Source organism: Tenacibaculum aestuarii (assembly GCF_964510395.1).
GTDB classification, from domain to species: domain Bacteria; phylum Bacteroidota; class Bacteroidia; order Flavobacteriales; family Flavobacteriaceae; genus Polaribacter; species Polaribacter aestuarii.
The window spans coordinates 291,697-306,427 of the sequence record NZ_CAZEFY010000003.1 but is presented as its reverse complement, the minus strand read 5'-3'; the positions used below and the strand labels follow the sequence as shown (position 1 = coordinate 306,427).

The window sequence follows — 14,731 nt, the reverse complement described above, 5'->3', positions numbered from 1 at the left end:
CTATTTTAATTATTTAGATTTAATAGTAGCCAAATTACTAGAAAGTAATTTATAATCAAATTATTTTTTAAAAATTCCGAATATCCACAATATCCCCATTCTGTAGTTTGTTTTGGGTGTCTATGGTAAAAATGGTTTCCGCAACATATTCTGGCGTATAGAGCTGGTCGTTTTCTTTTAAATCGATAAAACGTTGTAGGTTTTTAAAATCTTTTTCATCAGTACTTCTAATATGGGTTTGCATGTTGGTATCTACCACACCAGGGTAAATAGCATTGCATTTCACTCCATGTTCAAGCTCGTTTTGTTCCGCGGCAATGGTTTTTGTCATCATATCAATCGCTGCTTTTGAGGTGCAATACACACTCCAACCTTCATACGGTTTTACCGCAGCTCCAGATGAAATACTAATAATTTGTTTTTTACAGCTTAGGTGTTGTGTAGCTTCAATAAACAAACTCGATAAAATCAGTGGAGTAGTGGTGTTTAAATGAATACTTTTAGCAATATCCTCCGAGGGAATATTTTCTAGGGTAGAAATAACGCCTAAGCGTCCCGCATTATTTACTAAAGTAATTGAGGTAACGTCTAGTTCTTTAATTTCATCTAGCAGCATTTTAAATGTATTGTGCGTTACTTTGGTATCCGATAAATCAACTGGTACCTGTGTAACGTTTTGCAAATCTGCAATACTTCTCGATAACGAGTATACTCTAAAGTTTTCTTGTGCGTATTTTTCGACTAAGGCTCTACCAATTCCTTTACTTCCTCCGGTAATGATAATGATGTTCATAAGAGTAAAAATAAGGAAATTAAAGTAAACGTCATTACGAGGAAGAATGCCGAAGTAATCTTTTAGTGGGGAGTGAGGCATTGAAAAGAATGAGATTCCTCATTTCATTCGGAATGACGGTAGTGAGTGGTCATTTCGAACCAAGCGATAGCGAAGTGTGAGAAATCTTATGATTTAGCATCTGTAATTTTAAAGAGTATCTGTAACTTCATTGAAACAGATTCCTCTCTCGCGTTCGGAATGACGGTAGTCGATTATTTAAAAAACTCTTTCGAATTTTCCCAATGTACATCCATTTCAGCGAGGGTCATGTCAGAAAGTTGTTTACCTTCTTTTTTAGCAGCTTCTTCTAAATACTGAAAGCGATTGATGAACTTTTTATTGGTTTTTTCCAAGGCATTTTCAGGATTTACTCTAATAAAACGCGCGTAGTTAATCATGGAGAATAAAACGTCTCCAAATTCTTTTTCTATTTTCTCTTGATTGTTGTTTTTGATTTCGTCATTCAATTCAGAAAGCTCCTCTTGAACCTTTTCCCACACTTGATGTGGTTCTTCCCAATCAAAACCAACGCCAGCAACTTTATCTTGAATGCGGCTTGCTTTTACTACCGCAGGTAAACTTTTAGGAACTCCTTCTAAAACTGACTTTTTTCCTTCTTTCAGCTTTAGTTTTTCCCAGTTTTGTTTTACTTCTTCTTCGTTTTCAACAACTACGTCACCGTAAATATGTGGGTGACGATCAATCAATTTATCTGAAATTGAATTGGCAACGTCAGCAATATCAAAAGCTTGTTTTTCGCTACCTATTTTAGCATAAAAGACGATGTGCAAAAGCACATCGCCTAGTTCTTTTTTTATTTCTTCTAAATCGTTGTCTAAAATAGCATCTGCTAATTCGTAAGTTTCTTCAATAGTTAAATGACGTAGACTTTGTAAGGTTTGTTTTTTATCCCACGGACACTTCTCACGAAGGTCGTCCATGATGTCTAACAAACGATTAAAGGCGGCTAACTGTTGCTTACGAGTATTCACGATTTAGGCTTCTTCTGCAGTTGTTTCTTCAGCTTCAACTAAGGTGCTAAAATCAAAATTAGCTTGCGCTAACGTGTTGTACCATTGAATTACTTTTTTAATGTTTGAAGCATATACACGCTCTTGATCAAAATCTGGTAAAACTTCACCGAAGTACTCAGTTAATTTAGCAGCACTTTCTTTGTGAGAAATCGCTTCTTTACCTTCTGCTTTTTCAGCAATGTTCTTAAATACACGTGCTAAAGGCACTTCTTCTTCGTATGTGTAAATAGCGATGTTTTCTAATAAACTTACATTGTGAGTCGCTGTAATAGGAAAACGTTTACCATCTACGATTGATTTTACGATAACACCAGTTTTGGTTTGTGATAAAATTTCATATAAACCTGGCTTACCAGTAACAGCTATAATTTTGTTAAATTCCATGTCTTACTGTTTTAGTGTATTACTACTTATTATTTCTTAGCATTTGGAAAACGCATGCGATACCCTGCATTTACTTTTCCTTTCGAAATATTCTCTAATTTCTTTTTAATTAATCGTTTCTTTAAAGAAGAAAGTTTGTCGGTAAACAAAACTCCTTCAATATGGTCGTATTCATGTTGAAAAACACGTGCAGGTAATCCGCTTAACGTTTCTGTGTGTTTTTCAAAGTTTTCGTCTTGGTACTCAATAGTAACAGTTTCTTGACGAAACACATCTTCATTGATGGTAGGAATACTTAAACATCCCTCGTTAAAAGCCCATTCATCACCTTCTTCTTTAATGATTTTTGCATTGATGAACACACGATTAAAGTCTTTAAAGTAATTCTTCTCTTCTTCACTTATATCTTCATCTTCTGCAAAAGGAGAAGCATCGATTACAAACAAACGGATGTCTTTTCCAATTTGTGGAGCTGCTAAACCAAGACCATTTGCATTGTACATGGTTTCTCTCATATCAGCAATTAGTTTTTCTAACTGCGGATAATCTTTATCGATTTCTTTTCCTACTTTACGTAATACGGGATCTCCGTAGGCAACAATGGGTAAAATCATCTACTTTTTAATTTTTAAGGAATGCAAAAATACAAAGAAAGCGCTGTGTTAGAAAATTTATTTGTTGTACAAATACGATTGTAAGATAATTGTAGCACTAATTTCGTCTACTAAGGCCTTATTTTGTCGTTGCTTTTTCTTTAAACCGCTATCAATCATTGTTTGAAAAGCCATTTTTGAAGTAAAACGCTCATCTACACGTTTGATAGGAATAGAAGGGATTGCTTTTTCAAGTTTTTCTAGAAAAGGAAGAATAAGAGCTTCACTTTCACTATCAGAATTGTCCATTTGTTTAGGTTTACCAACTAAAAAGAGTTCTACATTTTCTTTTTGAGTATAGTTTTTTAAAAAGGTTAGCAATTCAGAAGTGTCAACCGTTGTTAACCCTGAGGCTATAATTTGAAGTTCATCAGTTACAGCAATTCCCGTTCTTTTTTTTCCAAAATCTATGGCTAATATTCTGCCCATTAAAAAAGTTTTTTGCAAAGGTAGCTAAATTAAACAAGGGAGGAATATCTGTTTAAAAAATGTATCTTCGCGGTATATTCTTGAAAGCAACTTTATTTTTGCTGAAAAATATTTTAAAAATGACAGAATTACAATCAATTATAGAAAAAGCGTGGGATAACCGCGATTTATTGAAAGAAGAAACTACAATTAACACAATTAGAAAAGTAGTAGACTTATTAGATGCAGGTGATTTACGTGTTGCAGAGCCAACTGAAAATGGATGGCAAGTAAACGAATGGGTAAAGAAAGCAGTAGTATTATACTTCCCAATTCAAAAAATGGAAACGTTAGAAGCTGGTATTTTTGAATATCACGATAAAATTCCATTAAAAAGAGGTTATGAAGCGAAAGGAATTCGTGTAGTACCAAATGCAGTAGCACGTCATGGAGCTTATATTTCAGCAGGAACTATTTTAATGCCTAGTTATGTAAATATTGGAGCGTATGTTGATGAAGGAACTATGGTAGATACTTGGGCAACTGTAGGTTCTTGTGCACAAATTGGTAAAAATGTTCACTTATCAGGTGGAGTAGGAGTCGGTGGAGTGTTAGAGCCTTTACAAGCAGCACCTGTAATTATTGAAGACGGAGCTTTTATTGGTTCTCGTTGTATTGTTGTTGAAGGAGTTAGAGTAGAGAAAGAAGCGGTTTTAGGAGCAAATGTAGTATTAACAATGAGTACTAAGATTATTGATGTTACAGGTGATGAACCAGTAGAAATGAAAGGAGTAGTTCCTGCTCGTTCGGTAGTAATTCCAGGAAGTTATACCAAGAAGTTTGCAGCAGGAGAATATCAAGTTCCATGTGCTTTAATTATTGGTAAACGTAAAGAGAGTACGAATAAGAAAACCTCATTAAACGATGCTCTTAGAGAGTACGATGTAGCGGTTTAAGAAATTCATTGATGCATAAACAAAATACAGATTATAAAACATATAATTATACAGAAAGGTCTTTTATAGACCTTTCTGTGATTATAGTTAATTATAAAAGTTGGGATCCATTACAGCAATGTTTAAATTCTTTGCAATTAAAAGATTATAAGAAACTTAATTTAGAAGTTATCGTTGTCGATAACTGTTCTGGTGATAGTAAATTAGAGGAGTTTTCTAAACAAAATACAGATGTATTGTTTATAGAAAATAAAGGAAACAATGGTTTTGCAAATGGATGTAATGTAGGTGCAAAATTTAGTTCTGGAAAACAATTATTGTTTTTGAATCCGGATACCATTGCTAATGAAGAAGCATTATTTCAAATGTTAACATACCTTCAAAATAATCCTAATTATGGTATTGTTTCTTGTAAACAGATAACAAGTGAAGGCAAAGAAGAAAGGTATATTAGATTATTTCCAAGTTTTACTAGATTGTTTGGTATAACAAGGGCTATCGACCGTAAGTTTTCTAAGCGTTATAAAGAATTAAAAGAAACGACTAATTCTGTAGTCTTTCCTGATTGGGTTACCGGTGCTGTAGTTTGTATGTCTAAAGAAGAATTTGATAGTGTAGGAGGATGGAATGAAGACTATTGGATGTATTATGAAGATGTAGATTTATGTAAAAAAATAGTAGATAAAGGTTTACAAGTTGCTCTTTTAAAAGAAGTATCTGTAATTCATGATCATGGAGGAGCTTCTCGAATAAATGTAGTAACCTCTTCATTAACAAAATCTGAAGTTCTTATTTCGAGTCATATATACATAAACAATCACTTTACTGGTTTGAAAAAATATGTTAGTCAAATTCTTTTAGTTATTGAAACCATAATAAGTAAAGTTTTTTTCGGAGTATTGGGAATAGTTTTCTTTTTTGTTCCAAAGTTAGCAGTTCAAAGATTGTTGTGTAGAAATATGATGCTTTATTACTTTCAATGTTTAAAGAGAGGGAGTTGGTTAAGTAAGCGTTCTACGAATTTTTAATTATAAGATGAAGAAATCTATTTTTTTTATTAGTAAGCCTTTAGAGCTTTTGGGAGCTATAGAAGCAAGAGAACAATTTAAATTATCAGACTGTATTTTAGTTATTAAATCAGATAATTATGATGATGCAACAATAAACTTTTTAATAGAAAAATCAGGAGGTTGGAACTCAATAATTAGAACTAAAAAGAAATCTTCTTATGGTGTTTCTTGGTTAAAACTAGTAAGAAAACTAAAAAAGGAAGATTATCAATATCTTTTTGTAAGAGCGTTTCCTATTGCTTCATATTTTGTGAATAATTTAAACTATGAAAAATGCTTTTTATTGGATGATGGTACTGCTACTATAGAGATAGCAATGAATTGTAATACTGAGAAATATTTTACTAAACGTTTTTCATTATTCAAAGGAAAAAATAAAAAAGGATTTAAGTATACTCTTGTAGAAAAAATATACAAAACTTACGATATAAACATAGAAAAAGAGGTTAATGATATAACTTTTTTCACCTATTTTAACTTAGAAAACTTAGGACTACAAAATGTGGTTAAAAATGAGTTTAAATGGTTGAGAATAATGAAAAAAGGATCCAAAGAACAAGACGAAAATTCTATATACTTATTAGGAAGTAATGTTGTAAATGCTCATTTATTATCTTTTGAAGATTACTTTGTAACTCTGAGAAAAATATGCGACTTTTATAAAGGTAAGAAAGTTATATACATACCACACCCTAGAGAAAAAGAAGAACATTTAAAAAAAATGACAAATGAGTTAAACTTTTTTATAAGGAAGAAAAAGTTAAATGTAGAATTAGATTTTATAATAAGTGATGAAGTTCCTAATCATGTAGTAGGAACTATGACAAGCGCTTTAATTACATTAAAAATGATTTTTAATGAAGCTAAGGTTAACTTTTTTAATTTATATGATGAAAAAGTTGATTCAAGTAGAAAAGATGTAGTTAAAGAGATTTATAAATATCAAGAACAATATATTGATTATAACAGGTTAGATTATTAGTGGTGGAAAAAATTATAAAAACAACAATAATAAATTTAAAAGAGAGCAAAACTATTCTTTATCCTACAGATACTGTATGGGGACTTGGCTGTGATGCTACAAATGAAGAAGCTGTAAAAAAAATCTACAAACTAAAAAGTAGAGAAGAGTCAAAAAGCTTAATTATTTTGGTTGATTCTATTAAAATGTTACTGAATTATGTTGAAAGTATCCCTGAAAAAGCACTTCAAATTTTAAAAGAATCTAAAAAACCAACTACTATTATTTATAATAACCCGAAAGGATTAGCACCAAATACAATAGCATCAGACAATACAATTGCTATACGAATTCCGCAGGATGAGTTTTGTATTCAGTTAATTAAAGAGTTTGGTAAACCTATAGTTTCTACTTCAGCTAACGTTAGTGGAGAGCCAACACCTAAGTCTTTTTCAGAAATAAGCGAAGCAATTTTAAAGAATGTAGATTATGTGGTAAATTTGCATCAAGATAAAGTAGCAGAAAAGTCTTCAACCATTTTAAAAATTGAAGGTGACGATGTTATTGTGATTAGAGAATAATTGTATGCAAAAACAATATTTTAAGGAAGCAATTTCTGCAGAAATATTTCAATATATATCCCAAGCAGCTGAAGAATTACAACTAAAAAGCTATGTAATTGGCGGTTTTGTACGTGATTTTATTTTACAACGTGGTACAGCCAAAGATGTTGATGTGGTTGCGGTTGGAAGTGGAATAGATTTAGCTCAAAAAGTAGCTGAATTACTACCCAATAAGCCAAAGGTTCAAGTGTTTAAGACTTACGGAACAGCCATGTTACGTTTTCAAGATATTGAAATAGAGTTTGTTGGGGCGCGTAAAGAATCCTATTCGGAAGAGAGTAGAAATCCAAAAGTTTCTAAAGGAACCTTACAAGACGATCAAAACAGGAGAGATTTTACAATTAATGCATTAGCATTAAGTTTAAATGAATATGATTTCGGATTGTTGCTTGATCCTTTCGGAGGAATAGCGGATTTAGAAGCTAAAATTATCAGAACACCGTTAGATCCAGATATTACCTATTCTGACGATCCGTTACGTATGATGCGTGCCATCAGGTTTGCTAGCCAGTTGAATTTTACAATAGAAGAAAATTCGTTAAACGCAATTACAAAGAATGCTTCGAGAATTGATATTATTACTCGTGAACGTATTGTGGTTGAGTTGAATAAGATTATAGAATCTCCAGTACCGTCTATCGGGTTTTTATTGTTAGAAAAAACAGGGTTGTTAGAGAGGATTTTACCAGAACTAATTGCTTTAAAAGGAGTAGAAGAGGTAGAAGGACAAAAGCATAAAGATAACTTTTATCATACCTTAGAAGTTGTTGATAATATTGCTGAAAATACAGAGGATGTTTGGCTTCGTTGGGCAGCGCTATTACATGACATAGGTAAAGCACCAACGAAACGTTATCACAAAAAAATAGGTTGGACGTTTCATTCTCATGAGTTTGTGGGATCGAAGATGGTGTATAAGTTATTTAAACGTTTAAAAATGCCATTGAACAATAAGATGAAATTTGTTCAAAAAATGGTGATGTTAAGTTCTCGTCCGATTGTTTTAGCAAGTGAAGTGACAGATTCTGCTGTACGTCGTTTAATTTTTGATGCAGGAGATGATGTAGAATCATTAATGACGTTATGTGAAGCAGATATAACGACCAAGAACCCTAAGAAATTTAAACGTTACCATAAGAATTTTGAAATAGTACGTCAAAAAATTAAAGAGGTAGAAGAGCGTGATAGAGTTCGTAATTTTCAACCTCCAATTACAGGAGAAGAGATTATGGAAGCTTTTAATTTGAAACCTTGTAGGGAAATTGGTCAGATAAAAGAAGCGATAAAAGAAGCCATTTTGGATGGTAAAATCCCTAATGAACATGATGCTTCGTATCAATTTATGTTAGAAAAGGGAGCACAGTTAGGATTAAAACTGAGTAAATAATAAAGAAATAAAAAAGAGAAGTATTTTACTTCTCTTTTTTATTATCCTAAAGATTGCATTTCTACAAGCTTTTTATACGTTCCACTTTTAGATATGAGTTCTTCATGAGTTCCTTGCTCAACAATTTTTCCTTTTTGCATTACTACAATTAAATCAGCTTTTTGAATGGTAGACAAACGATGTGCAATGACTACAGATGTTCTTTTTTGCATCATTTTTTCTAAGGCATCTTGTACCAATTTTTCTGATTCTGTATCTAAAGCTGAAGTAGCTTCATCTAAAATCATAATTGGCGGGTTTTTAAGAACCGCACGAGCAATACTTAAACGTTGTTTTTGTCCACCCGAAAGTTTATTTCCACTATCGCCAATATTTGTGTCATAGCCATTAGGTAAGTCTTTTATGAACTCGTGAGCATTAGCTATTTTTGCGGCTTCAATAATTTCTTCGTCACTTTTCCCTTCAATTCCTAAAGTAATATTGTTTCTTACGGTATCGTTAAATAAAATAGAGTCTTGAGTTACTAAACCTTCTAATTGTCGTAAAGAATGTTTTTTGATAGTTTTTATATCAACTCCATCAATTTTGATTGTTCCTTTGTTAACATCGTAAAAGCGAGTTAATAAATTGGCAATAGTAGATTTCCCACTTCCCGACTGTCCAACCAAAGCAACCATTTTCCCTTTCGGAATAGTTAAAGAAAAGTCTTTTAAAACATAGCTGTCTTCATATTTAAAAGAAATATTCTCTATTGAAATTTCAGTATCAAAAGCTTTCTTGTTAATAGCATTCGGAGTATCTTTTAAAGGGTTTTCAGTTTCTAGAATCTCTAAAACACGTTCAGCAGCTGCATTTCCTTTTTTAACACTGTAGCTCGCTTTTGAAATAGCTTTTGCTGGAGTTAAAATATTATATGCTAATCCCATATAAGCAATAAAATCTTCCCCGTCTAAAGAGCCATCAATTAAAACTAGTCTACCTCCATACCAAAGTAGCACAGCAATAACGCCGATTCCTAAGAACTCGCTTGCAGGACTAGCTAAATTGGTTCTGTTTAATAAGGTGTTAGAGAAATGATAAAAGCGGTTAGTTGAATTTTCAAATTTTTGTTGAAATTCTTTTTCGGCAGTAAATCCTTTAATAACCTTTAAACCACCTAAAGTTTCTTCTAGTAAAGATAAAAAATAGCCTTGTTCTTTTTGTACATTATCTGATTTTCGTTTTAAACTCTTACCAATAAGTGAAATCACATATCCAGAAATAGGGATAAAAATAAAGACAAAAATGGTTAATTTAAAACTTATGGCAATCATTGCTATAATAGTAAAAACTATAGTTAAAGGTTCTCTTACCAACATTTCTAAAATAGATAAAAAAGAATGCTGGATTTCTAATACATCAGTACCAATACGTGCCATAGTATCTCCTTTCCTCTTTTCAGAAAAATAGGAGATAGGTAACTCTATAGTTTTCTTGTATAAATCGTTTCGGATATCTTTTAAAACACCATTTCTTAAAAATGTAATAAAGTACATAGCTAAGTAATTAAAGATATTCTTTAAAAAGAAAGTAATAATGACTAAACCAACAACAACCATTAATGCTTTTGATTTATCATCACCAGCAATATCGTTTACATAAAAAGAAATAGTACCTTTAAAGTACTCGATAATTTTTGTGATTCCTTCAAAAACAGGTTTTTCAGTTACTCTAGGAGTATCATGCTTAAAAATAACTTCTAACATTGGCATTAGTACCAAAAATGAAAGAGTAGAAAAAAGAGCATATAAGATATTAAATAAGACATTTGAATATCCATATTTTTTGTATGGTATTGCGTATCTAATAATCTTTTTAAAATAGTCCATTATAAATTTAGTTCTTTTATAATTCGTTGAATTTTAGTGTCTAATTCTTTTTCTACAGTTTTAGCATTTGAAGCAGTATCTAATTTGTTTTTTACACTAAAGTAAAATTTAATTTTGGGTTCAGTACCACTTGGACGTGCTGCAATTTTAGTTCCGTCTTCTGTGTGATAGATTAATACGTTCGATTTAGGAATGTCGATTGTAGTTTCTTCACCAGTGATTAAATTTTTTCTTGTTGAAGATTGATAATCGTATAAATATTCAACCTTAGAACCATCTATATCAGTTAATGGATTGTTACGTAAATCATCCATCATTTGTTTAATTTGTAGCGCACCGTCCATTCCCTTTTTTACTAAAGAAATTAGATGTTCTTTATATAAATGATGACGAGTATATAGGTTTAATAATTCCTTGTAGAACGAACTGTTATTGGCTTTTGCATCTGTCGCAATTTCACAAGCAAGTAGGGCAGAGGTAACCGCATCTTTATCGCGTACAAAATCACCTACCATATAACCAAAACTTTCTTCACCACCACCAATAAAGTTAAGTTCAGGATGGTCTTTAATCATTTTAGCAATCCATTTAAAACCAGTCAATCCAACTTTAGTTTCAACTCCATATGAATCTGCAATTTCATTCACTAAATTGGTAGAAACAATCGTAGAGCCTACAAATTGTTTTCCGTTTAATTTTCCTTGTTTTTTCCAATCATTGATCAAGAAATCGGTCATCATACTCATGGTTTGATTTCCGTTTAACAAAGTCATGTTTCCATCTATACCTCTAACAGCAATTCCAATTCTGTCTGAATCAGGATCGGTTCCTAATACGATATCAGCGTCAATTTTATTAGCTAAATCTACCGCCATTTTAAGAGCTGCTGGTTCTTCAGGATTTGGAGATTCTACCGTAGAGAAATCACCATCAGGAATAGCTTGTTCTTCAACAATATGAACTTGAGTATAACCTGCACGTTTTAAAACTTCAGGAATTAACTTGATAGAGGTTCCATGTAACGAAGTAAAAACAATTTTTAAATCTTCACGACCTTTGATATCAAAAGTTCCATTCGCTAAAGAAGCTTTCCAAAATGCTTCATCAATTTCGCTTCCGATAGAAGTTATCAATTCTTCTTTTGCATTGAAATTAATTTCTGAAAAGGCTAAAGAATTTACTTCATTGATGATCTCTGTATCATGTGGTGGAACTATTTGACCACCATCATTCCAATATACTTTATACCCGTTATATTCTGGTGGATTGTGAGAAGCTGTTAATACGATTCCTGCGTCACATTCTAAATAATTTACCGCAAATGATAATTCTGGAGTAGGACGCATATCTTCAAACAAAAATACTTGAATGTTATTTGCAGATAATACATCAGCAACCACTTTAGCTAACCATTCACTGTCGTGGCGGCAATCGTAACCAATAGCTACTTTTAATGTTTTATCAGGATATGTTTTGTGTAAGTAATTACTTAATCCTTGAGTTGCTTTACCTAAGGTGTATTTATTAATTCGGTTGGTACCTGCGCCAACAATTCCACGCATTCCTCCAGTTCCGAATTCTAAATTTTTATAAAAACGATCTGCTAAATCGTCAGCATTAGTATTAATTAATTGCTGAATTTCTTGTTGGGTTTCTGAATCGAAATCGTCAGAAAGCCACAGTTTTGCGCTGTTTAAAATCTCTTTCATGTATCAAATTAAAAAACGTACAAAGGTACGAGTTTAAAAATTCAGTTGTTCTTTAATTTTATAATGTTTTTGTTGCGGATTACTCTTGATAATTAGCTCACCTAAGAATCCTGCTAAAAACATTAGAGTTCCTAAAATCATGGAAGTTAAGGCTATGTAAAACCAAGGATTACTTGTAACGAGTATTGTTTTTACTCCGACAGTAAGGTGGTATATTTTCATCACTCCAATAAAAAAGGCAGATAAGAATCCGAAAATAAACATTAAAGTTCCCCATAAACCAAAAAAGTGCATAGGGCGTTTACCGAATTTAGATAAAAAGGAAATAGTAATTAAGTCTAAAAAACCGTTAACAAAACGATCCATTCCAAATTTGGTAACTCCGTATTTACGAGCTTGGTGTTGTACTACTTTTTCATCAATACGATTAAAACCTTCATTTTTAGCTAAAACAGGAATATAACGGTGCATTTCACCGCTTACTTTTACCGCCTTAACTACTTCATTTTTGTAAGCTTTTAATCCGCAGTTAAAATCGTGTAATTTTAGTCCTGATGTTTTTCGAGCTGCCCAGTTAAATAATTTTGAGGGAATATTTTTGGTAACGATATTATCGTATCGTTTCTTTTTCCATCCAGAAATTAAATCAAAATTTTCTTCAGTAATTAAGCGGTATAGTTCAGGTATTTCATCAGGACTATCTTGTAAGTCGGCATCCATTGTAATAACTACATCGCCTTTAGTTAAAGCAAATCCAGCATCTAAGGCTTGGGATTTACCATAATTTCTTTGAAATCGTAAACCTTTTACTTCTTGATGTTTTTGTGATAATTCTTCTATTATTCTCCAAGAATTATCAGTACTTCCATCGTCAATAAAAATAAGTTCATATAAAAATTGATTGGACTGCATAACTTTTGCAATCCAATCGTGTAACTCGTGTAAAGACTCTTCTTCGTTAAGAAGAGGTATTACTACCGATATATCCATATATTTTATTCAATGTTTAAAAAGGTAAAGTTACGAAGTATTACTTTTATGTAAAACTTTAACTTGTTTAAACTATTTTTAATATTGGTCTTCTTCTGTTTTTTTCATGATAGCACCAGTTATTGCTGATACGACAAAACCAAGAAAAACATAAAATAAAAAACCTAATGCGTCTCCAATAAGAGTTCCTTGAAATTTAGATTGCATAGCTAATTGAGTATCAACTTGCTCATCTGTTAAACCAGCATCTAGTAATTTTTGAGTTTGGAATTCGTTTAATTGGTTATAGAAATCTGGTTCAATAAGACCAGTGAAAATATGACTATAGATAATACTTATTAAAGCACCAATAGCAACAACACCTACACCTATTTTTAAAGCTTGTCCCCAAGTTAAAAAAGAATTATTATCTTTTTTGTATTTTTTTATAGCTAAAATAGGAAGAGCAATAATACATGCAGCTAATACAATCATATTAATTATTCCTCCCACAGTATCGAAGGTCATACCCAAAGCGTAAATTATAAGGTTGGTTAAAACTATAGCTCCTCCGTAAATTAATCCATAGTTTAAAATAATGTTTTTGCTGTTTGTTTGATTTTCCATTGTGTGAATTTAGTTAGTGATACAAATATATTCTTTTTTAATGTTACGTTTATTTTATCCTGTCAAAAGAAAAAAATATAAATAACAAACTATTAGTATTCAAAAACTTAGAAATGTTACAGTTTTTTTATTGAAATTTTGTTGTTTTTTACGAAAAAATGGTTGTAAATTTGCATCGGCAAGTCCTACACAACCAGCTCCCTTTGAATCCCCCCAGGGCGGGAACGCAGCAAGGGTATTAGGTCGTAGCGGTGTGATGTAGGTAGCTTGCCTTTTTTTGTACCTAAAAGTTTCGTTTATTTTTCCTCTTCATTTAAATTAAAACCACTTCTAGGGTGATGTAATTCAACCACTTCTTTAAGATAGCTATTGTCTAAATGGACATAAATTTCGGTAGTCGTAATACTTTCATGACCTAATAATTGTTGAATAACACGTAAATCTGCCCCGTTTTTTAGTAAATAAGTAGCGAAAGAGTGTCGTAATGTATGCGGACCAATACTTTTTTTAAGATTAATTTTTTGAGCTAATTCTTTTAAGATAATAAAAATCATTTGGCGGGTTAGCTTTTTTCCTCTTCTATTTAAAAAAACAGTGTCTTCATCTTCCTTTTTAGGAGTGATTTGAGATCTAATCTCATTAATATAAAAGTTCAGTCTATGAATAGTGGTAATATGAATAGGAACAAAACGATATTTGTTTCCTTTTCCAAGAACTTGAATATAGCCCTCATCAAAAAATAAATCAGAGAGTTGTAAATTGATTAATTCACTTACACGGAGTCCACAACTGTAAATAGTTTCTATAATGGTTTTATTACGCTCTCCTTGAGGGTGACTTAAATCGACAGCAGCAATTAACTCATCTATATCTTCTTTTTCTAAAGTGTCAGGAAGTTTTCTTGTAATGTTAGGGCTTTCAATTAAATCGGTTGGATTATCTTTTCGATAGTCTTCAAAAACTAAATAATCAAAAAAACTACGAAGTCCAGAAATTAATCGAGCTTGACTACGAGCATTAATATTTTTACTAGTTTCATAAATGAACTGTTGAATAGTTTCTGTAGCTATATGAATTGGGGAGTGAGTATTTTCTAAGTTTTCTACAAATAAAAAAAGCTTATTTATATCTCTTTTATAACTGTCTATCGAGTTTTTTGAAAGGCCTCTTTCAATTTTTAAATAATTAGTGTAATTGTATATTGTTGACTCCCAGTTCATTGTGTAAAAATGTGTTTTTTTTTGAAA

The 14,731-nt window shown here is 31.7% G+C and carries 15 protein-coding genes and 1 other RNA gene; 6 read left to right on the top strand and 10 right to left on the bottom strand.

Annotated features, from left to right (window positions below; all coding sequences use genetic code 11):
* Window positions 1–67 precede the first annotated feature (67 nt).
* The 5 genes from ACKTSU_RS07530 to ruvX form a co-directional block, all read right to left on the bottom strand.
* Window positions 68–793, bottom strand: a complete 726-nt coding sequence (locus ACKTSU_RS07530) for a (S)-benzoin forming benzil reductase (RefSeq protein ID WP_408035757.1) — start codon at window positions 791–793, stop codon at window positions 68–70.
* 254 nt (window positions 794–1,047) lie between these two features.
* Window positions 1,048–1,827, bottom strand: coding sequence for a nucleoside triphosphate pyrophosphohydrolase (mazG, locus tag ACKTSU_RS07525; protein ID WP_408035756.1), 780 nt, complete (start codon window positions 1,825–1,827; stop codon window positions 1,048–1,050).
* 3 nt (window positions 1,828–1,830) lie between these two features.
* The gene (locus ACKTSU_RS07520) at window positions 1,831–2,253 is read right to left on the bottom strand and encodes a DUF5606 family protein (protein ID WP_299001866.1); all 423 of its coding nucleotides are present in this window, start codon (window positions 2,251–2,253) and stop codon (window positions 1,831–1,833) included.
* Window positions 2,254–2,282: 29 nt separating this feature from the next.
* A complete protein-coding gene (gene def, locus ACKTSU_RS07515; protein ID WP_408035755.1) occupies window positions 2,283–2,867 on the bottom strand; it encodes a peptide deformylase in 585 nt (194 codons plus the stop codon).
* Between the two features lie 57 nt (window positions 2,868–2,924).
* Complete coding sequence (gene ruvX / locus ACKTSU_RS07510; protein ID WP_408035754.1) at window positions 2,925–3,335, bottom strand: Holliday junction resolvase RuvX; 411 nt, start codon at window positions 3,333–3,335, stop codon at window positions 2,925–2,927.
* Window positions 3,336–3,454: 119 nt separating this feature from the next.
* On the opposite strand from ruvX, the gene ACKTSU_RS07505 reads away from it, so the two are divergent.
* The 5 genes from ACKTSU_RS07505 to ACKTSU_RS07485 are packed head-to-tail and all read left to right on the top strand — an operon-like array spanning window position 3,455 to window position 8,311.
* Window positions 3,455–4,270 carry a 2,3,4,5-tetrahydropyridine-2,6-dicarboxylate N-succinyltransferase gene (locus ACKTSU_RS07505; RefSeq protein WP_408035753.1) on the top strand — a complete coding sequence of 272 codons (816 nt, stop codon included), beginning with the start codon at window positions 3,455–3,457 and terminating at the stop codon, window positions 4,268–4,270.
* 11 nt (window positions 4,271–4,281) lie between these two features.
* Complete coding sequence (locus ACKTSU_RS07500; RefSeq protein WP_408035752.1) at window positions 4,282–5,298, top strand: glycosyltransferase family 2 protein; 1,017 nt, start codon at window positions 4,282–4,284, stop codon at window positions 5,296–5,298.
* Window positions 5,299–5,305: 7 nt separating this feature from the next.
* Complete coding sequence (locus tag ACKTSU_RS07495) at window positions 5,306–6,322, top strand: polysialyltransferase family glycosyltransferase (protein ID WP_408035751.1); 1,017 nt, start codon at window positions 5,306–5,308, stop codon at window positions 6,320–6,322.
* 2 nt (window positions 6,323–6,324) lie between these two features.
* A complete protein-coding gene (locus ACKTSU_RS07490) occupies window positions 6,325–6,882 on the top strand; it encodes an L-threonylcarbamoyladenylate synthase (RefSeq protein WP_408035750.1) in 558 nt (185 codons plus the stop codon).
* Window positions 6,883–6,886: 4 nt separating this feature from the next.
* Entirely contained in the window at window positions 6,887–8,311 is a 1,425-nt protein-coding gene (locus ACKTSU_RS07485; RefSeq protein WP_408035749.1) for a CCA tRNA nucleotidyltransferase, read from the top strand.
* 41 nt (window positions 8,312–8,352) lie between these two features.
* On the opposite strand, the gene ACKTSU_RS07480 is transcribed toward ACKTSU_RS07485, so the two are convergent.
* The 4 genes from ACKTSU_RS07480 to ACKTSU_RS07465 form a co-directional block, all read right to left on the bottom strand.
* Window positions 8,353–10,179, bottom strand: coding sequence for an ABC transporter ATP-binding protein (locus tag ACKTSU_RS07480; protein WP_408035748.1), 1,827 nt, complete (start codon window positions 10,177–10,179; stop codon window positions 8,353–8,355).
* Window positions 10,179–11,888, bottom strand: a complete 1,710-nt coding sequence (locus tag ACKTSU_RS07475) for a phospho-sugar mutase (RefSeq protein ID WP_408035747.1) — start codon at window positions 11,886–11,888, stop codon at window positions 10,179–10,181. Before ACKTSU_RS07475 ends, ACKTSU_RS07480 begins: the two co-directional genes overlap by 1 nt.
* A gap of 33 nt (window positions 11,889–11,921) precedes the next feature.
* A complete protein-coding gene (locus ACKTSU_RS07470; protein ID WP_408035746.1) occupies window positions 11,922–12,878 on the bottom strand; it encodes a glycosyltransferase family 2 protein in 957 nt (318 codons plus the stop codon).
* A 78-nt stretch (window positions 12,879–12,956) separates the two neighbouring features.
* Window positions 12,957–13,484, bottom strand: coding sequence for a DUF4199 domain-containing protein (locus tag ACKTSU_RS07465; protein ID WP_408035745.1), 528 nt, complete (start codon window positions 13,482–13,484; stop codon window positions 12,957–12,959).
* A gap of 176 nt (window positions 13,485–13,660) precedes the next feature.
* Here ACKTSU_RS07465 and ffs point away from each other — a divergent pair.
* Window positions 13,661–13,760, top strand: an RNA gene (gene ffs, locus ACKTSU_RS07460) — signal recognition particle sRNA small type.
* A 20-nt stretch (window positions 13,761–13,780) separates the two neighbouring features.
* Here ffs and ACKTSU_RS07455 read toward each other — a convergent pair.
* Window positions 13,781–14,704 (bottom strand): site-specific tyrosine recombinase, encoded by a 924-nt coding sequence (locus tag ACKTSU_RS07455; protein WP_408035744.1) that lies wholly within the window; start codon window positions 14,702–14,704, stop codon window positions 13,781–13,783.
* Between the last annotated feature and the right edge of the window lie 27 nt (window positions 14,705–14,731).